Annotated in this window: 23 protein-coding genes and 1 tRNA gene; 10 read left to right on the top strand and 14 right to left on the bottom strand. The window is 69.7% G+C overall.

Annotation, left to right across the window (positions count from 1 at the left end; translation table 11 throughout):
• The first annotated feature begins 1 nt into the window (after nt 1).
• Entirely contained in the window at nt 2–2,125 is a 2,124-nt protein-coding gene (malQ, locus tag ACT3SQ_RS11530) for a 4-alpha-glucanotransferase (RefSeq protein WP_442331930.1), read from the top strand.
• On the opposite strand, the gene ACT3SQ_RS11525 is transcribed toward malQ, so the two are convergent.
• From ACT3SQ_RS11525 to ACT3SQ_RS11510, 4 genes are all read right to left on the bottom strand, one after another.
• Complete coding sequence (locus ACT3SQ_RS11525; RefSeq protein WP_442331929.1) at nt 2,112–2,585, bottom strand: S-ribosylhomocysteine lyase; 474 nt, start codon at nt 2,583–2,585, stop codon at nt 2,112–2,114. The two genes, malQ and ACT3SQ_RS11525, sit on opposite strands and share 14 nt — an antisense overlap.
• A 77-nt stretch (nt 2,586–2,662) precedes the next feature.
• Entirely contained in the window at nt 2,663–3,208 is a 546-nt protein-coding gene (locus ACT3SQ_RS11520; protein WP_441445529.1) for a LysR substrate-binding domain-containing protein, read from the bottom strand.
• Between the two features lie 90 nt (nt 3,209–3,298).
• The gene (locus ACT3SQ_RS11515; RefSeq protein WP_442331928.1) at nt 3,299–4,168 is read right to left on the bottom strand and encodes an alpha/beta fold hydrolase; all 870 of its coding nucleotides are present in this window, start codon (nt 4,166–4,168) and stop codon (nt 3,299–3,301) included.
• 10 nt (nt 4,169–4,178) lie between these two features.
• Nucleotides 4,179–4,889, bottom strand: a complete 711-nt coding sequence (locus ACT3SQ_RS11510; protein ID WP_442331927.1) for an alpha/beta fold hydrolase — start codon at nt 4,887–4,889, stop codon at nt 4,179–4,181.
• Between the two features lie 190 nt (nt 4,890–5,079).
• Between ACT3SQ_RS11510 and ACT3SQ_RS11505 the strand changes: the two genes are divergently transcribed.
• Together ACT3SQ_RS11505 and ACT3SQ_RS11500 are read left to right on the top strand one after the other, a co-directional pair.
• Nucleotides 5,080–5,427: a hypothetical protein gene (locus ACT3SQ_RS11505; RefSeq protein WP_442331926.1), complete on the top strand. Its 348-nt coding sequence runs from the start codon at nt 5,080–5,082 to the stop codon at nt 5,425–5,427.
• A gap of 61 nt (nt 5,428–5,488) precedes the next feature.
• A complete protein-coding gene (locus tag ACT3SQ_RS11500; protein ID WP_442331925.1) occupies nt 5,489–6,337 on the top strand; it encodes an NAD-dependent epimerase/dehydratase family protein in 849 nt (282 codons plus the stop codon).
• A 117-nt stretch (nt 6,338–6,454) separates the two neighbouring features.
• Here the strand turns inward: ACT3SQ_RS11500 and ACT3SQ_RS11495 are convergent, their stop codons facing one another.
• Nucleotides 6,455–7,429, bottom strand: a complete 975-nt coding sequence (locus tag ACT3SQ_RS11495; RefSeq protein WP_444601146.1) for a LysR family transcriptional regulator — start codon at nt 7,427–7,429, stop codon at nt 6,455–6,457.
• Nucleotides 7,430–7,504: 75 nt separating this feature from the next.
• Here ACT3SQ_RS11495 and ACT3SQ_RS11490 point away from each other — a divergent pair, with 75 nt between their 5' ends.
• Nucleotides 7,505–8,344, top strand: coding sequence for an aldo/keto reductase (locus ACT3SQ_RS11490; protein ID WP_441445523.1), 840 nt, complete (start codon nt 7,505–7,507; stop codon nt 8,342–8,344).
• Nucleotides 8,345–8,406: 62 nt separating this feature from the next.
• Nucleotides 8,407–9,339 (top strand): aldo/keto reductase, encoded by a 933-nt coding sequence (locus tag ACT3SQ_RS11485; RefSeq protein ID WP_441445522.1) that lies wholly within the window; start codon nt 8,407–8,409, stop codon nt 9,337–9,339.
• 81 nt (nt 9,340–9,420) lie between these two features.
• On the opposite strand, the gene ACT3SQ_RS11480 is transcribed toward ACT3SQ_RS11485, so the two are convergent.
• The 6 genes from ACT3SQ_RS11480 to ACT3SQ_RS11455 form a co-directional block, all read right to left on the bottom strand.
• Nucleotides 9,421–9,493, bottom strand: a tRNA-Ala gene (locus ACT3SQ_RS11480).
• 181 nt (nt 9,494–9,674) lie between these two features.
• A complete protein-coding gene (locus tag ACT3SQ_RS11475) occupies nt 9,675–10,565 on the bottom strand; it encodes an inositol monophosphatase family protein (protein WP_444601145.1) in 891 nt (296 codons plus the stop codon).
• Between the two features lie 107 nt (nt 10,566–10,672).
• Complete coding sequence (locus ACT3SQ_RS11470) at nt 10,673–11,983, bottom strand: D-arabinono-1,4-lactone oxidase (RefSeq protein WP_441445445.1); 1,311 nt, start codon at nt 11,981–11,983, stop codon at nt 10,673–10,675.
• A 67-nt stretch (nt 11,984–12,050) separates the two neighbouring features.
• Complete coding sequence (locus ACT3SQ_RS11465; protein WP_444601144.1) at nt 12,051–13,271, bottom strand: alanine racemase; 1,221 nt, start codon at nt 13,269–13,271, stop codon at nt 12,051–12,053.
• 1 nt (nt 13,272) lies between these two features.
• Nucleotides 13,273–14,166: a hypothetical protein gene (locus ACT3SQ_RS11460; RefSeq protein ID WP_444592462.1), complete on the bottom strand. Its 894-nt coding sequence runs from the start codon at nt 14,164–14,166 to the stop codon at nt 13,273–13,275.
• A 36-nt stretch (nt 14,167–14,202) separates the two neighbouring features.
• Nucleotides 14,203–14,832: a GNAT family N-acetyltransferase gene (locus ACT3SQ_RS11455; RefSeq protein WP_444601143.1), complete on the bottom strand. Its 630-nt coding sequence runs from the start codon at nt 14,830–14,832 to the stop codon at nt 14,203–14,205.
• Between the two features lie 167 nt (nt 14,833–14,999).
• Here ACT3SQ_RS11455 and ACT3SQ_RS11450 point away from each other — a divergent pair, with 167 nt between their 5' ends.
• From ACT3SQ_RS11450 to ACT3SQ_RS11430, 5 genes are all read left to right on the top strand, one after another.
• The gene (locus ACT3SQ_RS11450) at nt 15,000–15,665 is read left to right on the top strand and encodes a 5-formyltetrahydrofolate cyclo-ligase (protein WP_444601142.1); all 666 of its coding nucleotides are present in this window, start codon (nt 15,000–15,002) and stop codon (nt 15,663–15,665) included.
• 78 nt (nt 15,666–15,743) lie between these two features.
• A complete protein-coding gene (locus tag ACT3SQ_RS11445; RefSeq protein ID WP_441445450.1) occupies nt 15,744–16,082 on the top strand; it encodes an FmdB family zinc ribbon protein in 339 nt (112 codons plus the stop codon).
• A gap of 140 nt (nt 16,083–16,222) precedes the next feature.
• Nucleotides 16,223–16,855, top strand: coding sequence for an SAF domain-containing protein (locus ACT3SQ_RS11440; RefSeq protein WP_444601141.1), 633 nt, complete (start codon nt 16,223–16,225; stop codon nt 16,853–16,855).
• A gap of 60 nt (nt 16,856–16,915) precedes the next feature.
• Nucleotides 16,916–17,353, top strand: a complete 438-nt coding sequence (mscL, locus tag ACT3SQ_RS11435; protein ID WP_441445452.1) for a large conductance mechanosensitive channel protein MscL — start codon at nt 16,916–16,918, stop codon at nt 17,351–17,353.
• Between the two features lie 128 nt (nt 17,354–17,481).
• Nucleotides 17,482–18,363 (top strand): A/G-specific adenine glycosylase, encoded by an 882-nt coding sequence (locus ACT3SQ_RS11430; RefSeq protein ID WP_441445453.1) that lies wholly within the window; start codon nt 17,482–17,484, stop codon nt 18,361–18,363.
• A gap of 82 nt (nt 18,364–18,445) precedes the next feature.
• On the opposite strand, the gene ACT3SQ_RS11425 is transcribed toward ACT3SQ_RS11430, so the two are convergent.
• The 3 genes from ACT3SQ_RS11425 to ACT3SQ_RS11415 form a co-directional block, all read right to left on the bottom strand.
• A complete protein-coding gene (locus ACT3SQ_RS11425) occupies nt 18,446–18,955 on the bottom strand; it encodes an amino-acid N-acetyltransferase (protein ID WP_441445454.1) in 510 nt (169 codons plus the stop codon).
• Complete coding sequence (locus tag ACT3SQ_RS11420; RefSeq protein WP_441445455.1) at nt 18,952–19,896, bottom strand: VTT domain-containing protein; 945 nt, start codon at nt 19,894–19,896, stop codon at nt 18,952–18,954. The genes ACT3SQ_RS11425 and ACT3SQ_RS11420 overlap by 4 nt, the downstream gene beginning before the upstream one ends.
• Before the next feature lie 218 nt (nt 19,897–20,114).
• Nucleotides 20,115–22,694 (bottom strand): ATP-dependent Clp protease ATP-binding subunit, encoded by a 2,580-nt coding sequence (locus tag ACT3SQ_RS11415; RefSeq protein ID WP_441445456.1) that lies wholly within the window; start codon nt 22,692–22,694, stop codon nt 20,115–20,117.
• Nucleotides 22,695–22,939 lie beyond the last annotated feature (245 nt).

Raw genomic sequence — 22,939 nt, 5'->3', positions numbered from 1 at the left:
CATGGCCCCAGATTCCTCAGCGCTGCGTGATCTCGCCCGCGACCTCGGTGTCAGCACCCAGTACTGGGGCTGGGACGGCACCCTCAAAGATGTCGCCGACGACACCTTGCACGCGATCCTCGGCGCGCTCGGTGCGCCCGCGAGCACCGAGGAGGACATCGCCTCCGTACGGCGCGCGCGTGAACGTGCCCCTTGGGAGCGCACGCTCCCCCCGGTGACCGTGCTGCGCGAGGACCGCGCCACCACGGTACCCGTCCATATCGAGCACGGCACAGCGGTGAGCCTGCACCTGCGGCTCGAGGACGGCGGCCGCCGCGACCTCCACCAGGCTGAGGACCACACCCCGCCCTTCGAGCTCGACGGGACGCTGCGGGGCCGCGCACGCTTCTACGTGCCGCTCGGACTGCCGCTGGGCTGGCATCGACTGGTCGCCGAGACCTCGCAGGGCCCGGTCGAAGCGGACCTCGTGGTCACGCCCGCCCGGCTGACCGTCCACGCCGAGTACGCCGCCCGGCGCGCATTCGGGATCCAGGCCCAGCTGTACTCGGTGCGCTCGGAGCGCTCCTGGGGCATCGGCGACCTCGCCGACATGCGCGATCTCGCCGCGATCAGCGGCGCCCGCCACGGAGCAGACTTCCTACTGGTCAATCCCCTGCACGCCTCCTACCCGACCCCGCCTGTCGAGCCGTCCCCCTATCTGCCGGTCACCCGCCGCTTCACCAGTGCGCTGTACCTGCGCATCGAGGACGTCCCTGAGCACCGGGAGCTGTCCGACTTCGCCCGGCAGCGAGTGAGTCTCCTGCGCGAGGGCGTGTCCGACTGGAACGACCGCGTGGACCGCCTCGAACGCGACGAGGTGCTCACGGCGAAGCTGCAGGCGCTCGAGGAGCTGTTCGCGGTGCCGCTGACCGCGGGGCGCCGAGCGCTGCTGGATGCCTACCGTGCCCGTGAGGGGCAGGGGCTGGAGGACTTCGCGCTGTGGTCCGCGATCGCGGAGTCGGTGCGCGGCACGGCCGATGAGGCCTGCCTGCAGAACCTCGATGAGGCCACCCTCGAGCAGGCCCGTCGCGAGCTGTCCGGGCGGATCGACTTCCACGTCTGGACGCAGTGGCTGCTGGACGAGCAGATGAGCGCCGCCCAGACCGCGGCGCGCGATGCCGGGATGCGGATCGGGATCATGCACGATCTCGCCGTCGGGGTCGAGCAGATCGGTGCGGACTCCTGGCGGCTGCGCAACGTGCTCGCCGCCGGTGTCGGCGTCGGTGCGCCGGCCGATCAGTACAACCAGCAGGGCCAGAACTGGCATCAGCCGCCGTGGCATCCCGAGCGGCTGCGCGACGCCGCCTATCGGCCGTGGCGGGACATGCTGCGCACCCTGATGCGCCATGCGGGGGCGCTGCGGATCGATCATGTGCTCGGGCTGTTCCGGCTGTGGTGGATCCCTGAGGGTCATGGGGCGGCCGACGGCGCCTACGTCTCCTACGACCATGAGGCGATGATCGGCATCCTCGTCCTGGAGGCGCAGCGCTCGAACACCCTGGTAGTCGGGGAGGACCTCGGCACCTTCGAGCCGTGGGTGCGGGACTACCTCGTGGACCGCGGCATCCTGGGCACCTCGATCCTGTGGTTCGAGTACGACGGCGAGGGCCGTCCGCTGCGCGCCGAGGACTACCGCACCCTGTGCATGGCCTCGGTCAACACCCACGATCTGCCGCCCACGGCCGGCTACCTGGCGGGCGACCATGTGGCGCTGCGCCACGAGCTGGGACTGCTCGAGCGGGATCTCGCCGAGGAGCTCGAGGCTGACGCGACCGGTCGCGAGCAGGTGCTCGACGTGCTGCGCGGCGAGGGGCTGCTCGCCCCGGGCGCGGATATCGAGCAGACCGTGCTGGCCCTGCACCGCCACCTGGCACGGACCCCGTCGATGCTGCTGGGCGTCTCGCTCGTGGACTGCGTCGGTGAGCGGCGCATCCAGAACCAGCCCGGCACCGACGAGGAGTACCCGAACTGGCGGATCCCGCTGGCGGACGCCGATGGCACCCCGGTGTCGATCGACGACATCGCGACCGACGAGCGCACCGCGCGCCTGCTGGCGGCGGTGCGCGAGGGCATCAGCTCGCGGTGACCTGACCCCACTCGGCCCGCCGGTCGAGGAACTCGCGGGCTGCGGCCTGCGCACCCTCGAGGTTGTGGTGGGCGCCCCAGCCGCACTGGACCTCATTGGCGGCGGGCACCTCGGTCGCGGTCAGCAGATCCTGCAGCGTGGCCTCGAGGACGGGGGCGAAGCCCTCGGTGGAGTGGTCGCCCACCCGCAGCACGTAGAAGCCGGTGCGGCAGCCCATCGGGGAGACGTCCAGGACGTCGCCGGAGTGGTTGCGCATGTGCTCGGCCATCATGTGCTCGAGCGAATGGACAGTCTCGGACTCGAGGTGGGCGACATTGGGCTGGGTGAAGCGCACATCGAGCTTCGTCAGCACGTCACCACCGGGCAGCTCCTTGCGATCCGCGATGCGGAGGTAGGGCGCGGCGACGGTGCGGTGGTCGAGGTTGAAGCTCTCGACGTTCATGCGGGGCTGCTCGGTCATCGGTGATGCTCCTTCGTGGGCTCGTTCATGGGGCTGGGTCGAGGCTGGTTCGGGGCTGGGTCGGGGCTGGTTCTTGGTCAGCGGCTGGAACGTGAGGTCCGGCCGCGGACCACGCCGACGAATTCCTGGCGCACCGGATCGTCCGCTGCGCGCGGCCAGGCCAGGGCGATACGGGTGGGCTCAGCATCGTGCAGCGGCCGGGCGACGGCATCCTTGCGGTGGTGGAGCCGGGCGAGCGAGAGGGGGACGCGGGTGTAGCCGACTCCTGCGGCGACGACGGCGATCCGTTCTGCCGCGTCGTCGGGGAGGGCGGAGGGGATCTCGGTCTCGTCCACCAGGTCCTCCTCGCCGACCTCGTCGAGCAGGCTGAGCACATTCTCGGTGCCCACCATGATCGCGGCGCGCTCCTCCCACAGCGAGACCATGTGCAGCTCCTCCGCCACCAGCGGCAGACGCACGAAGCACATGTCGACCTCTCCTGCCGTGAGCGCCTCGTGCTGGCGCGAGAGCGGGACGGGGACCAGCTCGAGCCAGGCGTCCCGGTGGCCGGACTTCCATCGGCGCAGGAAACGGTCAGGTTCGACGCCGGGCACGAAGCCGACGCGCAGGGGGGTGGAGTGCATGCCCCCAGCCTACGGCTCCTCGGTCTGTTCTCTCTGCTCCTGCCAGGCTTGTTACGGCCTGCTCTACCGCTCGGGCTGCTCCCGCTGGGTCTAGTCCTGCTGGCTCTGCTCCCGCTGGGTCTGTTCCCGCTGGGCGCGGGCGAGCACTCGCAGCAGATCGGCGGTGAAGCGGCCGGGCGCCTTGAGGTTCACCATGTGGTCGCCGTAGGGAAGCAGCTCCAGACGGCCATGCGGGGCGGCTGCGACGAGGCTCCGCTCATGTGAGCGCAGGTGGTCGCTCCGGCCGTGCAGGAAGGTGACCGGAGCATCGATCCGGCGCAGATCGTCGTGCAGGTCCAAGGAAGCAACCGCGGCGAAGGCGGGGGCGATCACGGAGGCGTCCGCTCGGCCGCCGCGCAGGTAGGCCCGAGCTCCGTCCTGCCCGAGGATCCAGGTGAAAGGGTCACCGCTCCTGCCGCTGCGCATGCCCGGCACGAGATCTGTGCCCCGGATCAGTGCCCCGTACAGGCGCGCTCCACGCGGGCCGGGCTGGAGGGCCGCCCCGCAGGCGGTGAGCGAGCCGAGTGCCCCCGGGACTGCGGCGAGTCGCGCGGCGACGTGGATCGCGAGCATGCCGCCGAGGGAGCTGCCCACCAGGTGCACCGGTTCGCCGATGCGCTGGTGGCTGTGGAGGACTGCGTCCTCGATCGCTGCCACGGCGGCCGGGAGCGTGAACGGCTCACCGCGGCGGGTGCCGTGTCCGGGCAGGTCCGGCGTGACCACCTGGTGCCCCGCGGCGCGCAGCGATGGCAGCTGGAGGTCCCACTGGCTATGGGAGGTGCGAGTGCCATGCACCAGGACGACCGGCCAGGGGCCCGGCAGCTGTGCCGCGCCGTCGGTGGCGTCCAGCAAGGCGGCGTCAGCGGCATCCAGCGCGGCGGCGTCTGCGGCGTCCTTCGCGGCGTCGTGGTCTGTGTTCATTCCGTCATGCTCACACCAGCGCGCTCGCCCGTGCGGAGCGGTCCAGCAACTTCGCGAACCGCTTCGGTCGGGAGAGGTTCGCGATATGACCGGCATCGGAGAGGATCACCAGCTCCGCGTCCCGGGCGGCCTCGATGAACAGTGCCTCGTGGCGTCGGAACGGATCGTGCTCGCCGTTGATGAACGTGATCGGGACGTCGATCTCCGCGATATCTGCGAGCAGATCGAGACCGCCGATGAGCCGCACCACGGCACGGACCACCCCATGGGCGCGACCACCGCCGTAATAGCGCTTGGCCGCCTTGCGGGTGTGACGGCGGGCGAAGGCGCGGGCCACCCGGGCGTCGGAATCGCCGGGCAGCCAGTCCTTCATCGAGATCCACAGCCCGTAGAGCCGGGCCGTCGCGGGTCCCGGCACGATGGTGCAGTCCGCCGCGACCACCCCGGCCAATCGGCTCGGATGGGTGCCGGCCCAGTGCAGGGTCAGGTAGCCGCCGAGGGACAGCCCGACCAGCAGCGGACGCTCCGCGCACGCGCCGACGGCCTCGTCGATCGTCGCCAGCGCACCGTCGAGGCTGAACTCCTCGTCACGACGACGGCCATGCCCGGGAAGATCCGGGGCGATCACCTCATAGCCCCGCTCGCGCAGCCGTCGCACCTGCCCCTTCCACATCGTCCGTGAGGAACGGATGGCATGGATCAGCACGATGCTCTGCGTCATGGTCGTCCGCTCCCCGCTCAGCCCTGCCCGCCGCACGATCTTCCCGGACGACAGCGTAGCGCCGTCCGTGCGGGCACCGGGAGGCCGGGCCACGCGCTCGACCAGATGAGCAGGAGGGTGAGCAGGGGGTGAGCAGGGCGGGTGAGCATGTCCCGTGAACAGGACGGGTGAGCACGGATAGCCTTCGCCCATGCCCAGCTACCGCATGCATGTGCCCATCGGGACGCTCCACCCCGGCTGCTCCCCCGGCGATGTCATGGAGCAGGCCGTGCTCGCCCTCGGCACCCTGCACGTGGTCGAGCAGAAGGAGGTGGAAGCACCTCTGGTGGCCGGACGACGGGTCGGGCGGGTGGCACTGCGCTTCGCGGTCGACGCGAGCGTTCGCAGCACGGAGGATGCTGTCGCGCGCCATGCCCTTGCGGTGGTCATCGAGCATCTCGAGGACACGGCCGCCCGCGTGGCCCCGGGCAGCGCCGTGGTGCTCACCCGAGGCATGGGCGGCCGGTTCCACCCGACTCCCACGACAGCCGGGGCCTGAGAGACGTCAGGCGTGCGGAATGCGGCCGATGGGGGCAATACCGATGGTGCATCATGAGCGCATGAGAATCGCAGTGACGGGTGGCTCGGGAAAGCTTGGACGCACGGTGGTCAGCAGCCTCCGTGACCACGGACATCTGGTCGTGAATCTCGACCAGTCAGGGGAACGGGGCTCCGGTTTCGTGCGCATCGACCTGCGCGATGCCGGCCAGGTGCTCGACGCGCTCACCGGCATCGATGAACAGGCACCTGAGGGGTTCGACGCCGTCGTGCACCTCAGCGCGATTCCGGCGCCGGGGCTCGCGACCAACACTGCGACGTTCCAGAACAACCTCCTCAGCACCTACAACGTGTTCAACGCCGCGATCAAGGCCGGCATCACGAACATCGTGACCGCCTCGAGCGAGACGGTGCTGGGACTGCCCTTCGACACCCCACCCCCGTACATCCCGGTCGACGAGGACTACGCGGCGCGCCCGGAATCGACCTACTCGCTCTCGAAGCACCTCGAGGAGCAGATGGCGATCGAGCTGACGCGCTGGCATCCGGAGCTGAAGATCATCGCACTGCGCTTCTCGAACGTCATGGATGAGGCGGACTACGCCGAGTTCCCGTCCTTCGATGCCGATGCGACGCTGCGCAAATGGAATCTCTGGGGTTACGTCGACGGCCGTGACGGCGCCGAGGCCGTGCGTCTCGCGCTCGAGCACCGGGCCCCTGGCTTCGACCGCTTCATCATCGCCGCCGCCGATACCGTGATGTCGCGCGACAACACCGAGCTCGTCGCCGAGGTCTTCCCTGATGTCCCCGTGCACGGCGACATCGCGGGCAACGGGACGCTGCTGTCGATCGACAGGGCCCGCACCGTCCTGGGCTTCGAGCCGAAGCACAGCTGGCGCAGACCGGTGTGAGGACCGGAGCCCCGTAAATCCAGAGCGCGGGCCCGGGCGGAGGAGTGCTCGAGCACGCGGCGTCGACGTCGTGCTGAGCCCTCCGGCTGAGGTCCTCCGGCTGACGCTGCGCTCGCCCTATCCGTCGATCGGCTGCGGGGCCCGCGCCTCGTCCGCCAGCTCGCGGGCGAGGGAATCTGGCTGATCGCAGAGGTCCGCGCCATCGGTTCCGAGACAGGTCTCCCCGAGCAGCTCGAGCAGCATTCCCGCAGGAATGTCCGTCCTCTCGTGCATCGGGCTGATCGCGCTGACGGTCCACTCCACGGAGGTCGCACCGGGCAAGGGCGCCTGACCCAGCCCCTCGGCCTGCGGCTTCGCCGCGACATGCTGCGGGACGATGGCGATGCCGAGCCCGCGCCTGACCAGGTCGAGCAGGGTGTGGACGTCGTTGACGCTGCAGCGCACCCGGCGGGAGATCCCATGCGCGGCCAGCAACTCATCGTTCAGCGTGCGCACACCCCAGGAAGCACCGAAGTCCACGAACGCCTGCCCGTCCAGCAGATCCCAGCTGAGCCCCGAGTGCGAGGCCAGCGGATGAGCAGGCGGCAGGAGCACCACCAGCGGCTCATGGCCGAGCGGCAGATGCCGTACGGCCCCCAGATGCCGAGTGGTCGCGACGAAGGCGACGTCGAGGTGCCCGGTGCGCACGGCATCGACCAGCTCATGGGAACCGGACTGGACGAACTCTGTCTCCACCAGGGGATACCGGCGATGGAAGCGCTCCAGGAGTGCGGCGACGTCGACGAGGCCGAGGCACTGCTCGGCACCGACCCTCAGCGAGCCGGTGACGGTGCGGCTGACCCTGACCACGGCGTCGCGGGCCCGCGCCGCCTCATCGAGGATCGCCCGGGCGTGCGGGAGCAGCGCATAGCCCGCGGGGGTGGGCTCGACCCGGCGGGTGGTGCGGTCGAAGAGCGGCGTGCCGAGCTCCGTCTCCAGACTGCGGATCGCCGAGGACAGTCCCGATTGGGAGATGCCCGCGAGGTCCGCGGCGCGCGTGAAGTGCCGCTCCTCCGCGAGGGCGACCACATATTCCATCTGGCGAAGCTCCATTGACCACTCCTGCTTCTCAATCTCATCGATGCAAGCTGTTGGACGTGTAGATTACGCGCTTCTAGTCTGCCCTGCATGACATCAGTTCCCACCCTCACCCTGAACTCCGGCCATCGCATCCCCCAGCTCGGCTACGGCGTCTTCAAAGTTGCGCCGGCTGAGGCAGAGGAAGCAGTGAGCACCGCTCTGGAGCTGGGCTACCGGCATATCGACACCGCCGCGATCTACGGCAATGAAGAGGGCGTCGGCGCTGCGATCGCGCGCAGCGGCATCCCGCGCGACGAGCTGTTCGTGACCACCAAGCTGTGGAATGACCAGCAGGCGGGCGAGGCCCCGCACGACGCGATCCGCACGAGTCTGGAGAAGCTGGGCCTCGACTACGTCGACCTCTACCTCACGCACTGGCCGACCCCCGAGAAGAACACCTACTCCAACGCCTGGGAGAAGCTCATCGAGATCCGCGACGCGGGTCTCTCCCGCTCCATCGGGGTCTCGAACCATCTTCCCGAGCATCTGGATCGCATCGTCAAGGACACGGGAGTCGTCCCCGCTGTCGACCAGATCGAGCTGCACCCGGCCCATCAGCAGAGCGACATCCTGGCCTGGGGTGCCGAGCACGGCATGCACATCGAGTCGTGGGGCCCGCTGGGGCAGGGCAAGTACCCTCTGTTCGAAGCTCCGGCCGTCGCCGCAGCCGCAGCAACGCATGAGGTGTCTCCCGCTCAGGTGGTGCTCCGCTGGCACCTGCAGCGCGGCATCATCGTCTTCCCGAAGTCCGTGCACCGCGAGCGCATGGCCCAGAACCTCGACGTGTTCGGCTTCGAGCTCACCGCGGACGAGGTCTCCAGGATCGACGCCCTCGATCCTCGTGACGGCTCCGGACGCGTGGGCGGCCACCCGCTCGAGGTCAACTGACCGCCCCGCCTTCCGCGAGCAACCTCCACCCCACACGACGACCAAGGGACACGATCTCGACCATGAAGACCTTCACACTGCCGGGCACGGACATCACCGTTCCCAATGTGACCCTGGGACTGATGCGCATCCAGGACAAGACCGATGACGAGGTGCGGACCCTGATCCGTACCGCTCGGGAATCCGGCATCAGCTTCCTCGATCACGCCGACGTCTACGGCTCCGACCTCCACGGCTGCGAGCGACGCTTCGCCGAGGCCCTGCAGCTCTCCGCGAGCGAGCGTGCCGACTGGGTGATCCAGACGAAGGCCGGGATCGTGCCCTCGGGGCCCTACTTCGACTTCTCCTACGAGCACATCATCGAGTCCGTCGAAGGATCGCTCAAGGCCCTGGGCACCGACTACATCGACATCCTCCTCCTGCACCGGCCGGACGCGCTGGTGGAGCCCGAAGAGGTCGCTCGGGCCTTCGACGAGCTCGAGGCCGCGGGCAAGGTCCGTGCCTTCGGAGTCTCCAACCACACGCCCCGCCAGATCGATCTGCTGCGCAAGTTCGTGCGGCAGCCGATCGTCGCCAATCAGGTGCAGCTCTCCATCACGCACTCACCGCTGATCGCCCAGGGCGTGGCGGCCAACATGCAGGCGCTCGATCAGTCGATCACCCGCGACGACGGCCTGATCGACTACTGCCGGCTCCACGACATCACGCTCCAGGCGTGGTCGCCGTTCCAGGCCGGGTTCTTCAACGGACCGTTCCTCGGCTCGCCGGACTATCCGGAGCTGAACGAGGTCATCGATCGGCTCGCGGCGAAGTACGACGTCCCCGCGATCGCGATCGCCGTCGCCTGGATCACGCGCCATCCCGCTCGGATGCAGGTCGTCCTCGGCACCACCACGCCGCAGCGGGTGGCTGATGCGGCGCTCGGCTCCGAGGTTCCTCTCGAGCGTTCGGAGTGGTACGACCTGTTCCGCGCTGCGGGGTACACGGTCCCCTGAGCCCGCCGGCACACATAGCAGAAGCGGCCTCTGCCTGGATGAACTTCCAGGTCAGAGGCCGCTTCTTCGATCGATCTGCGGTGGAGCTAGGGGGATTCGAACCCCCGACCTTCTCATTGCGAACGAGACGCGCTACCAACTGCGCCATAGCCCCATGTCGCTGGGCGACCCCGATAGATTAGCATCGCGGCTGCGGTGCTGTCGCATCGTGATCCGCGCCTTGACGAAGGTCACAGGGGAGGTCACAGCGGAGGTCACAGCGGCGGTCACAGGGGAGGTTGCAGAGGAGGCAAGGCGGCGTTCGCAGCGTTCACCCGGCGCGCACCGCGCCGAGCTCACCGCTGCGCGTCGCGCAGCTCCTGGAGTTCCTCCTGCACGGTGTCGAGCACCGCGAGGCGCTCCTGCCCGGTGCAGGCCACATAGGCGGGCTGGAGGTGGTCGGGGCGCTCCACGTCGTCGTCGCCGGGCCAGGTGCGCAGCGAGCCACCGGCGCGGCGCAGGATGTGGAAGCCGGCCGCCACGTCCCAGGAGTTGATCGCGGTCAGGGCCGTCGCGTCGGCCCAGCCGGCGGCGACATAGGCGAGCTCGAGCGCCGCCGAGCCGAGATGCCGCACCGCGGAGACCTCGTCCTCGAGGGAACGGAGGGAGCGTGCCGCATAGTCGGGGAACTGGGAGCCGACGCGCTGACCGGGGAACCCTGCCAGCACCAGGGCGTCGGGCGCCGGGCGGGTGGCGCGTGGGCGCAGCACTCGACCGTTCAGGGTCGCGTCACCATCTGCCGCGGCGAACACCTGGCCGAGCACCGGAGCGTCGATCACGCCGGCGACCAGCTCGTCACCGATCGTCACACCGATCGAGATGCAGAACAGCGGCAGGCCAGCGGCGAAGTTGCTGGTGCCATCGATGGGGTCCACGTAGAAGCTGACCGCCGGCTCGTCACTGGTGTCTCCGGCAGGCTGCTCGGCGGGACGCTCCCCGCCCTCCTCGCCGACGATCCGGGCGCTGGGCAGCAGCCGTCGCAGCTCGGAGACGATGATCTCTTCGCTCGCCCGGTCGTGCTCGGTGACGATGTCGTGGCTGGAGGTCTTGTACTCGCGGGCCAGGCCGTCGCGGTCCAACCCGCGGATGTACTCGGCTGCCGCGAAGGCTGCGGCGGTCGCGATGTCCAGCAGGTGCGAGGGCGAGGGGACGGCGGCGGACGGGGGACGGGGCGCGTTGGTGTTCATCGCGGCCAGGCTAGCCCGCACCGCGCGGTCCCGGGCGGGAGGACGGGGTGCGGACAGCCGGCCCCTGGGCCACTCTCCGGCTGTGTCCTCCCGCCGAACTCCCCCGCTCACCCCAGCAGGTGGCGCAGGTACGGGCTCATCAGCAGACCGTCGGGGTCCGCGGCCTCGCGCACGGCCCGAAAATCGTCGAAGCGTGGATGGAGCCGGGCGAGCTCACGGGCACCGAGCCAGTGCTGCTTGCCCCAGTGGGGGCGGGCGCCGAAGTTCGCGAGAGTCCGTTGCACCAGCAGCAGGTACGGGCCCGCCTCCTCTGCGTGATAGCGGTGAGCGGCGAGATAGACGGTGTCGCGCTGATAGGCGGTGGACAGCCACACATCATCGGCCGCGGCGCGGCGGATCTCGAGCGGGAAGGTCACGCGAACGCGCTCTGACTCGATACGGGAGCGCAGCGCCACGAAAGCCTCCTCGAAGCGCTCCGCGGGCAGGGCCCATTCGGACTCGTGGAACCGCACTCGCCGCGGTGCCGCGTAGACGGTGGCGGAGTCGTCGACCACCCGGGAGCCGGCGAACGAGCGTGAGGCGATCTCGGCGACGGGTCTGCTCAGCCGCGGCACCAGAGCCGCTGCGCGGCACAGCAGCTCCCAGGCGCCGTTGCCGAGCACCTCCTGCTGCAGGAGCTCAGCCGCCCGAGCGGGGCGCTCCCGCAGGGCATCGGCCGGCAGCCGATGCATGGTGCGCACGGTCGCCCGGTCGGTGCGGGGGAACCAGAAGATCTCGTGGTGGTCGTTCCTGAAGGAGTCCGCGAGGAAGGATCCGACGGCGGGGTCGAGCGCCCGGGTGCTCTCGACGAGCTCGAGGCGGTAGGCCGGCACGCACTGCAGGGTGACCTCGAGCACCACCCCGATCGTGCCGAGCCCCAGCCGTGCCGCCGCGAAGAGCTCGGGGTCCCTGGTCGGGGAGGTGTCCACGACCGAGCCGTCCGTCAGCACCAGCCGCAGGGCGCGCACCATCCCCGCGAAGCCCGTGAAGGTCGCTCCGGTGCCATGAGTGCCGGTCTGGATCGCCCCGGCGATCGACTGCCGGTCGATGTCCCCCATCACCGACAGCGCGAGCCCGTAGGGGGCCAGCAGCTCGGCGACCGCCCACAGCCGTGTTCCGCCGCGCAGCGTGACCAGCCCGGTGGCCGGGTCCGCGCTGACCAGACCCTGGTAGCCGTCGAGGCTCAGGGTGATCCCGTCGGTCGCGACGAGCGCGGAGAACGAGTGCCCGCCGCCGAGCACCCGCAGGGAGCAGCCGCGGGCGCGGGCGGCGTGCACCGCCTCGACCACCCCGTCCTGTGAGGTGGGGCGCAGCTCCTGCTGCGGAGTCCAGCGCACAGCTCCGCTCCAGGTGCGCATCGACGTGCTGCTCGTCCTCATCGGCCGCTCCTCCGGGGCTCGCTGGATGGTCCGCCCGCGGCCCGGAGGGCACCGGTGCGAGAAGGGTTCAGAGGAAGACTGCACCCTCACCGCGGTAGGTGGGGAGAAAACCGGAGATCTCCTCGCCCTGCACGAGGACGTACGCCGCGAAGTGCTCGGCAGGTTCGCCCGCCTTCGCATGCCGCAGCCAGACGGTGTCCCCGACGCGGAGGGCGTCGGCCGCGGGACCGATGACGGGAGTCTGCACCTCCCCCGCCGCCTCCTGCGGGGCGAAGGCGAGGCCGGGTGGATGCGCGATGGTGGGCAGGCGATCCTCCGCCGGCACACCGCTGGCGATCCAGCCGCCGCCGAGCAGGGTCGCGACCCCCGGGGCCGGCCTGCGCACCACGCTCACGCCGAGCAGCAGCGCGGCATGCGGGGTGAAGTCCCGGTAGTGGTCGAACAGCCCCGGACCGACCAGCCCGGAACCGGCGGCGATCTCCGTGACGGCTCCTTCCGCGGCGGTGGACTCGATCGAACCGGTGCCGCCGCCGTTGACGAACTCGAGCTCGACGAGATCGCTCACCGTGGCGACCACCTCTGCGCGTCGGGCAGCGACGTCTGGGCGGGAGAGGCGCTTCATGGCCCGCACCGCGGCACCGTACGGGGTCGCGGCCGCGTCGGTCACCCCGGCGACGTGCCCCTCATACGCCATCAGCCCCACCAGGGCGACTCGTGGCCGGGCCAGCACCTCGCGGGCGAGAGCGACGGCCTGATCGACGCTCCGCACGGGTGACCGCAGCGCTCCGAACCGCAACCCGGGGAGACCGGGAAGAGGGGCATAGGAGACGTCGAGCTCGAGCGCGATCCGGATTCGCCGCCCTCCGGCACGGGGGTGGAGATCAGCGGTGGCATCCAGGATCAGGTCGAGCTGCGCGGACTCGTCGACCATCAGCGTGATGGCGTCCAGGGCCTCCGGGCGGGTCGCGAGGCGTCGCAGCGCCCCGCGCTCGGCAGTCGGGTAAGCGACGACGACGTCCCGGGCGCCGTGGTGCACGAGCCACAGCGCCTCAGGGAGTGTGAAGGCGAGGATGCCCGCGTACCCGGGCCGGGCGAGCACCCGCTCGAGCAGGCCTCGCACTCGCAGGGATTTCGAGGCGACGCGCAGCGGGGTGCCGGCGGCGCGGCGCGCGAGGTCCGCGGCATTGGCGTCGAAGGCGTCGAGGTCGAGCACCGCGACCGGCCGCTCGTGGATGCCCGTGCGAGCGAGCAGCTCGTCGAGGTCCTCGAGACGGCGGCCTTCGAGCATCTCAGGCCCGTCGGCGGGCGAGGATCTCGTCGAGATGGAGGTCCTGGGCTGGTGCGAAGGTCTCGTCGACCGCCTCGAGCTCCTCGACCTGTCCGCTCTCCAGCGGCACCGAGGTGGCCAGCATGCTCTGACGATGGGCGGCATGGCGGGTTGCGAGGTCGTCCACCTCGCCGCGCAGCGTGTAGGTGGGACGGGGCACAGAGCGGGGAGTCCACTCCCCCGGCCGGGTGGTCTGCTGGAGGGCGCGCTCGGCGGCATCCTCGAGTGGAGTGCTCTCGGCCGGTGCAGAAGAAGCGACGGGCTCGACGGCGTCGACCACCGTCGCCGGGGTGGTCGAGCTGTCCGCTGCAGTCGCACGGCGGCGGGCGGTCTCCTGCTCAGCTCGCTCCTGGCGGGCGCGGGTCGCGGCGAAAGTCTGCCGGGACCTCCGCTCGAGCTCGCTTCGGCGCAGCCCCACCAGGTAGATCGCGGTGCCGGTCAGCGCGATCACCGGCAGCCACCAGGTGACGGTCTCGGCGACGGCGAGGCCGATCAGCACTGCCGTGACGAGAAGCATGCCGACCAGCACGAGGCGCAGCAGACGGCGGGAGCGGGCACGCTCCTGGACAGGGTCGATGCGGGTACCCGGCTCGGCATCGAATCGGGGACGACGCGTGGGATCGGCGGGGCGCAGGAGCAGACGGTCCTGAGACATGGGCGGGTTCACCTCGGTAGGCATGCGGCGGGCGTGGACGGCCGCGGAGAGGTCCCGCGCCTGGGAGGTCATCTCGGCCTCGTCCGCGGCGCGGGCACGGCCCATCACCTCACGACGGCTTGCTGTGCGCGGCAGGGCATAGGCCAGCCACAGCAGCAGCAGGATGCCGAAGAGGACGGCTCCAAGATTGATCGACTCCACACCCACACACTAATGACACGACTGTGATTCCCCTGGTCACGTCGTGGGCGTGTCGGGAGGAAACTCTCGTTGAAGTCGTCTCAGCACTCCGCGGCCGTCATCACCCGTGACCACTTCCTCCGCGGTGAGGGCGAAGACGAGGTGGTCGCGCCACGCGCCGTCGACATGGATCGCCGCGCGCCGCATCCCCTCCGGCCGCAGGTGAAGCTTCTCGACCACGCGCAGGCTCGCGACGTTCTCAGGGCGCACCGTGACCTCGATGCGATGCAGTCCGAGCTCGGCGAAGAGGTGATCGATGACCAGTGCCACCGACCGCGGCACCAGACCACGCCCCGCCTCCTCGCGGTCGATCCAGTATCCGAGCACCGCGGAGCGCAGTGCGCCGTACTGGATCGGGCCGGCGGTGATCTGCCCGAGGACCGCGCCGCCCCGGCGCGTGATCGCGAGCGGGAGGTGGGTCCCCAGTCGTGCCTGCTCCTCGTTCCAGCGCCGGAGGGTGCGGAAATTGATCGGGGCCCGGCGGCGCTCAGGATCGCTTGCGTCCCACGGACGCAACCAGTCGGCATTGCGCTCTCGCAGCCGGTCGAAGTCGGTGCGGTCCCGCCGCCGCAGGGGTCGTAGGGTCAGCTCCCCGTCGTGCAGGGCCAGCGGCCACACGTGAACCATCGCGTCATCGTAGTCGGCCACGTCCCCACCGACTGTTCCTTCCCCACCGACACGCCATCCCTGGAGTCCAGCTGTCCCTGGAGTCCCAGCCGTCCCTGGAGTCCCAGCTGTCCCTGGAGCCTCAGCTGCTCCTGGAGCTCATATGCCCCATATGGGAGCCTGTCCCCATGGATTCCGAGATGCTGGCCTCGAAGAAGCGGGAGCTGCGCAGGCAGCTGCGAGCCCATCGGGCTGCGGCCTATGGCGGGGAGCACGGTGCGGCCCGACGGGCCAGCGAAGCTCAGCAGCTGCTCGGGCACGCCTCACCCCTGATCACCGCCGTCGAGGCGGCCGTGACCGCGGCGCGGGCTGCAGGGACGGCGCTGCCGCTGGTCGCCGCCTATCACCCCACTCCCTCAGAGGCCGATGTGATGCCGCTGGCCCGCCGGCTCGCGCAGGCGGGGGCCCGCCTGGTGTTCCCCGCCGCCGACGCCGGCACCGAGCTCGAATGGATCGCGTGGGACGGCGACTCCGACTTCCAGGACTCCCCCGGGCGCGGCTTCGGCAAGGAACCGCGCGGTGAGCGCCTGGGCACCGGCGCTCTCCACGAGGTGATGCTCGTGCTCGCCCCCGCCGTGGCCGTGGACCGCTCGGCGACCCGGATCGGTCACGGGGCGGGCTATTACGACCGTGCGCTGACCACGATCCCGCCGAGTGCACAGGTGGTGGCGGTGATCCACCCGAGCGAGCTGCTCGAAGAGGGGGCCCTGGTGCGCGGCGAGCATGATGTGCCGATCCCGCGCGTGCTCACGGCCGACGGTCTGGTCTCGCTGATCACGTCCGAGGGATCCTGAGGGCTCTGCAGTCGTAAGATGGTCGGCGGTCGGCCCTGCGGCGGACCCGTGCCCATCGATCATCCCGGAGGATCCCGCGTGCCCACGTACGTCTATGCCTGCAAGAGCTGCGCGCATCGTTTCGAGCAGTACCAGAGCTTCAGTGAAGATTCCCTGGTGACCTGTCCCGAGTGCGCAGAGGATGCGCTGCGCAAGGTCTTCGACTCGGTCGGCATCGTCTTCAAGGGATCGGGCTTCTACTCGACCGACTCCCAGACCTCGGGCGCGTCCACCTCCTCCACGGGCTCCGCGAGCTCCGCTGGCGGCGAGTCCACGAGCTCCTCCGCGCCTGCCACTGCCACCGAGTCGAGCACCGCCTCCGCCCCGGCCGCCGCATCGACCACCAGCGCCCAGCCGGTCCCCGCCGCAGCCTCCTGATCTCGCGCCCTGCCCGGGCTCTCTCACCGGGTCGGGATGCACAGCTCATCCCTTCCGCGACCGTTCCTCCCCACCGGGAGGTCATCCACCGCGAGGCCTCCAGCGCCCCGCAGCTACGGTCGGCGACCTAGCGTCCAGGCATGCTCTCCCGACTCCGCAGTCATCTTCCCCACTGGCGCCGTGCACTGCGCCGCCGTCGACGCCTGCTGGCACTGCTGGCCCTCGCGGTCGCGGTCACGGCGGTGCTGCCCTCGCTCCTGCCACCTTCGGCCCGGGGTGTTCAGGTGATCGTCGCGGACGAGGACCTGCCCGCCGGGACGGTGTTGGGACCGGAACATCTGCGCACGGTGCGCACGGCGGAACAGCTGCTTCCCGCAGAGGCCCCGACCGCAGCCGAGCACGTGCTCGGTCACGCCACCACCCATCCGGTTCCTGCCGGCGCCCCGCTCCTGGACGTTTTCCTCTCCGGAGAGGGACAGCCATCGCTCCCCGAGGGCGCGGTGCTGATGGTGGTTCCCATCCCCGATCTGCTCGCCCCGCATCTGAGTCCGGGGACCCGTGTCGAGCTGCTTCCCGCGGATCCCGCTCTGGACTCCCCCGGTGCAATCACCGCCCAGGTGGTCGAGGCCGCCCCGACGACTCCCTCCACCGTCGGGCTGGGAGGTGCCGGCTCCGGTTCGACCCAGATCCTGGTGGCCGTGGACCGTGCCAGTTCTGGAGAACTGGCTCACGCTCTCGGCGCGGGCACCGTCATGGTCGCGGTGATCGGCTAGAGTCCGTGCGGAACCGCTAGCGCGGATCCTCCCCATCCCCGACCCGAGAAGGATGACCCCCTGAAGGGTTTCAAGAACTTCGTCATGCAGGGCAACGTCATCGACCTGGCGGTCGGTGTCGTCATCGGCGGCGCCTTCACCGCTCTGATCGGTGCGTTCGTCGCCAATCTGATCCAGCCCGTGATCAACGTCTTCGGCGGCACCAACGTCAACGGACTCTCGTTCAAGATCATCGACGCGAATGAGGCCACCCGGGTGGACCTCGGTGCTGTCCTCTCCGCGGTCATCGCCTTCCTGATCACCGCTGCCGTCGTCTACTTCGTCTTCGTGCTGCCGATCTCCAGCGCACGCAAGCTCGATCGCAAGCGTCGTGGCCTGCCCGAGGAGGAGGAGACTGCGGTGTCCGAGGACATCGTCCTGCTCACCGAGATCCGTGACGCGCTCACGGCGCAGCGTGGTGGCCCCGTCCAGCCCGGCGGCACCACCCCGCAGGTCTGACTCACATGAGCGGTGCTTCGGCACCATCGTCCACCGGCGCGGGTCGGGACCATCGGGTCCCGGCTCGCGCCGTTTGCGATGCCTCCCCCGCCGCGCCCGCCTCACCCGCCTCACCCGCACCGGAGCCGGTGCCCTCCCCCATCGATGAAGACTCAATCGACGCCGTCATCTCCTGGTTCTCGCGCACCGGGCGCGACCTCCCCTGGCGCCATCAGGGGGTCTCCGCCTGGGCCATCCTGGTCTCCGAGGTGATGCTCCAGCAGACCCCGGTGGTCCGGGTGCTGCCACGATGGCGGGAATGGATGAGCTGCTGGCCGACTCCCGCCGATCTCGCCGACGCCCCGACCGCTGAGGTCCTGCGCCGCTGGGATCGGCTGGGCTATCCCCGGCGGGCACTGCGGCTGCAGGAGTGCGCCCGCGCGATAGTGCGTGAGCACGGTGGGGAGGTGCCCATCGGCGAGGAGGTGCTGCGTTCGCTGCCCGGGGTTGGTGAGTACACCGCCGCTGCGGTCACCGCCTTCGCGCATCACCGTCGGGCCGTCGTCGTGGACACCAATATCCGGCGCGTGCTGACCCGCTCCCGTCGAGGTCGAGCGCTCCCGGACCGCTCCTACAGCGCGGCCGAGCGCAGCCTCGCCGCCCGCAGCCTGCCCTCCCAGCCGGAACGCTCCGTCGCCTGGAACCAGGCGGTGATGGAGCTGGGGGCGCTGGTCTGCACGGCACGGTCACCGCGCTGCGAGGAATGCCCGCTGGCCGCCCAGGGCTGTGCATGGCTGGCCGCGGGACGCCCCGCCCCGGAGACGGACACCCGACGGCGCCAGGCCTTCGAGGGTACGGATCGGCAGATGCGGGGCATGATCATGGCGCTGCTGCGCCGAGACGGCACCGCGACCGAGAAGGAGCTGCTCGACCTGGACCGGGACGATACGGCTCGGGTGCAGCGCTGCGCCGAGTCGCTGCTGAGCGACGGCCTCGCCGTCTCACAGGGCACCGGCCTGCGCCTGCCCTGACCCTGCACCTTTGATCCTGCACCTTTCCAGAAGGGCACGATCGCACGCTCGCTCAAGGCTGAGCAGGTGTGCCGAGCGCTGTTCAGCGCTCGCGGTCCAGGAGCTTGATCATTCGCGTGTTCCCGAGGGTGTTGGGCTTGACCCGAGCGAGATCGAGGAATTCCGCGATCCCCTCGTCCAGTGAGCGCAGCAGCTGGTTGTAGAGCTCGGGGTCCACGCTCTCGCTCATCACCTCGAAACCGTGACGGGCGAAGAATTCCACCTCGAAGGTCAGGCAGAACACCCGCTGCAATCCGAGCTGGAGGGCACGCTCGAGCAGGGCCTCCAGCAAACGGTGGCCCAGGCCGGTTCCCCGCTGTTCGTCGTGGACCGCCAGGGTGCGCACCTCGGCGAGGTCCTCCCACATCACGTGGAGGGCACCGCAGCCGATCACCCGGCCGTGTTCGTCGGTCGCGACCAGGAATTCCTGGATCGACTCGTAGTAGGACACGAGGTCCTTGCCCAGCAGCACCCCGGTATGGGTCATGGGCTCGACCAGCGAGTTGATCGCTCGCACGTCGGCGGGCAGGGCGGGGCGGATGCTGATGCTCATGCGGGGCTCTCCTCGCCTCGGGCCGCGCTCGGAGATTCGGCGCTGACAGCGATCGGTTCACCGCCCGGCAGCCCGGGACGGGACTGCGTGCGGAATGGATCTGAGTCAGCGGGAGCCTGGACGTCGGGCTGCTGGGATGGGTCGGGCTCTGCCGTGCTCAGTTCAGCTGAGAGGCTCACTGCGGCGGAGTGCTCGGTGGCGGACTGCTCAGGGGCATCGGGCGTGGCTGCGGACTGCGGGGCAGTGGACTCCTCGAGCGCGGCGTCCCGCTCCGTATCCGCGTTCGTGTCTGCCTCTGCCGCGCGTCGCTCCGCACGCCGGTCCAGCGCACGGTGCACAGCTGTGATCAGCCGTTCGACGAGCAGGGCCATCACCACGGCAGCGATCAGCGCGACCGTGATTCCCAGCAGGTGGTTGTCCTCGAACCAGGCACCGGCGAGGGCACCGATCGCACAGGAGTAGACCGCCCAGACGAAGGTGGACAGCAGGGAGCGGGGCCAGAAGTTCCGGTGGGGATAGTGCACCGCGCCGGCGACGAGGTTGACCGCTGTGCGGCCGAAGGGGATGTAACGAGCGGTCATGAGGAAGACCAGAGCCCGCTTCTGCAGGCCCCGGTCGGCGGCCTCGACGGCGGCGCGCCCCTTGCCCTCGCGCAGGAACTTGAAGCGCTCGTAGCCGATCTTGTTGCCGACCAGGTAGCCGACGTTGTCCCCAGTCCAGGCTCCGAGCCAGGCGGCAAGACCGATCAGGAGGATCGAGGGCCTGCCCGAGCTCGACCAGAGGGAGGAGAGGGTGACGATCGTCGATTCGCTGGGCACCGACGGGAAGAAGCCATCGAACGCAGCGAATCCGTACACCACGAGATAGACCCACCAGGCATCAGCAAGGGTCAGGATCCAGGATTCAAGCTGGCCAGTCAGCGACAGCAACCAGTCGATCACGTGAGCTATCGGTCCTCTCCATGGGAATCCGCGGTCAGCCGCTCCGGAGCAGCAGGTCTCACGGGCCGTCAGCCGCTCCGGAGCAGCAGGTCTCACGGGCCGTCAGCCGCTCCGGAGCAGCAGGTCTCACGGGCCGTTCGTGTGCGCCGCCGAGGTCAGCGCTGCGCAGCACCGGTGCCGGCCTCACCCCGAGAGGGTGGGGCCGGCACCAGCCGAGATCAGGCGCTGGCTTCCGCGCTGTCCGTGCCCGGTGCATCCGAGCCTTCGGTCTGCGTCACGACGTCCGCGCGAGCCTGAGTCATCGACTCGAGGTCGACGACCTCGGAGATCGGTTCCAGGGTGCCGTTCTCGCCACGGCGGGTGAAGGTGAGCTCGCCCAGCAGGCCCTCGCCCTCGGCGTCGACGACGATCTCGTCGCCGACCTGGATCTGACCGAACAGGATCCGCTCGGAGAGCGTGTCCTCGATGTCGCGCTGGATGGTGCGACGCAGCGGTCGCGCACCGAGCACGGGGTCGTACCCCTTCTCGGCCAGCAGGCTCTTGGCCCCCGTGCTGAGGCTGAGCGACATGTCCTTGTCCTGGAGGCGCTTCTGGAGCTTGGCGATCTCCAGATCGACGATCTGGACGATCTCCGCCATCGAGAGCTGCGGGAAGACCACGACATCGTCGACACGGTTGAGGAACTCGGGCTTGAAGTGCTGCTTGAGCTCCTCGTGGACCTTCGACTTCATCCGCTCGTAGTCGGTGGAGAGGTCGCCGCCCGCGGTGAAGCCCAGGGACACGCCCTTGGCGATGTCCCGGGTGCCGAGGTTGGTGGTCATGATGATGATCGTGTTCTTGAAGTCCACGACCCGACCCTGGGAGTCGGTGAGGCGACCGTCCTCGAGGATCTGCAGCAGCGAGTTGAAGATGTCCACATGGGCCTTCTCCACCTCGTCGAAGAGCACCACGGAGAAGGGCTTGCGGCGCACCTTCTCGGTGAGCTGGCCGCCCTCGTCGTACCCGACATAGCCGGGAGGCGAGCCGAACAGCCGCGAGGCGGTGTGCTTCTCGCCGAACTCGGACATGTCGAGCTGGATCAGCGACTCCTCGTCGCCGAAGAGGAACTCGGCCAGCGCCTTGGCCAGCTCGGTCTTGCCGACGCCCGTGGGCCCGGCGAAGATGAACGAGCCGCCCGGACGCTTGGGGTCCTTGAGCCCCGCACGGGTGCGACGGATGGCACGGGAGATGGCCTTGATGGCCTCGTTCTGCCCGATGACCCGCTTGTGCAGCTCGTCCTCCATGTTGAGCAGACGCGAGGACTCCTCCTCCGTCAGCTTCACGATCGGGATGCCCGTCGAAGCTGCCAGCACCTCGGCGATGACCTCTTCGCTGACCGTGGTGACGGCATCGGACTCGCCGTGACGCCAGGCCTTCTCCTTCTCCTCGCGCTCCGTCTTGAGCTTCTGCTCCTCGTCCCGCAGGGAGGCGGCGAGCTCGAAGTCCTGCCCGTCGATCGCCTCCTCCTTCTTCTTGCGGGTCTCCTCGATGCGCGCGTCGAACTCCTTGAGCTCGGGCGGCGCGGTGAGCCGACGGATGCGCAGGCGGGCCCCGGCCTCATCGATCAGGTCGATCGCCTTGTCCGGCAGGAAGCGGTCGTTGACGTAGCGGTCGGCGAGGTTCGCGGCGGCCACCAGGGCGGCATCCGTGATCGTGACCTTGTGGTGCGCCTCGTAGCGATCGCGCAGACCCTTGAGGATCTCCACGGTGTGCGCCACCGACGGCTCCTCGACCTGGATCGGCTGGAAGCGGCGCTCGAGCGCCGCATCCTTCTCGATGTGCTTGCGGTACTCGTCGAGGGTGGTCGCCCCGATGGTCTGCAGCTCGCCACGGGCCAGCATCGGCTTGAGGATGCTGGCCGCATCGATCGCGCCCTCGGCGGCACCTGCACCCACGAGGGTGTGGATCTCGTCGATGAACAGGATGATGTCACCGCGGGTGCGGATCTCCTTGAGCACCTTCTTCAGGCGTTCCTCGAAGTCGCCGCGGTAGCGGGAGCCGGCAACCAGGGAGCCCAGATCCAGGGTGTAGATCTGCTTGTCCTTGAGGGTCTCGGGCACATCGCCGGCGACGACGGACTGCGCGAGCCCCTCGACCACGGCGCTCTTGCCGACACCGGGCTCACCGATCAGCACGGGGTTGTTCTTGGTACGGCGGGAGAGCACCTGCATGACCCGCTCGGCCTCGTGCTCGCGGCCGATGACCGGGTCGAGCTTGCCCTCGCGGGCGGCCTGGGTGAGGTTGCGACCGAACTGATCCAGCACCAGAGATCCGGCGGGCTGACCCTCGGCGGGGCCGCCGGCATTGGCCGGCTCCTTGCCCTGGTAGCCGGAGAGGCGCTCGATGACTTCCTGGCGCACGGCCGACGGCTCTGCCTTGAGGCGGGAGAGGACCTTGACGGCCGTCCCCTCGCCCTCGCGCAGCAGACCGAGCAGGATGTGCTCGGTGCCGATGTAGTTGTGCCCGAGCTGCAGCGCTTCGCGCAGGCTCAGCTCGAGGACCTTCTTCGCACGCGGCGTGAAGGGGATGTGGCCGGAGGGCGTCTGATTGCCCTCGCCGATGATGTCGCGGACCTGCTCGCGCACGGCATCGAGGGTCACGCCGAGAGCCTCGAGGGCCTTGGCCCCGACGCCCTCGTTCTCGTGGATCAGGCCCAGCAGGATGTGCTCGGTGCCGATGTAGTTGTGATTGAGCAGCCGTGCCTCGTCCTGCGCCAGGACGACGACGCGGCGGGCGCGATCGGTGAAGCGTTCGAACATGGTCCTCCCCCGTCCGGTGGTGGTGATGGATCGAGACTACGCGGATCCGAGGAGGATGCATCGCCTGTTCGCCGCTGGCGTGATAGCTGTTCGCCGCAGGCGTGATCGGTCGTCATTCCTGGATGCCGGTGAGCGCTCACCGGACGATTCCACTCACGTTCCCCGCTCCACTCCCAGCGGCCGACATGCACCGCCGACCTGTCGGTCGAGCTGCGTCCCCGGACGGCGGCAGCCCCTAAGATGAC

Origin of the sequence: Brachybacterium sp. AOP42-C2-15, from assembly GCF_052377065.1 — a bacterium.
Classification (GTDB): domain Bacteria; phylum Actinomycetota; class Actinomycetes; order Actinomycetales; family Dermabacteraceae; genus Brachybacterium.
The sequence above is the reverse complement of the archived record's forward strand: the minus strand, read 5'-3'. Positions and strand labels throughout refer to the sequence as shown.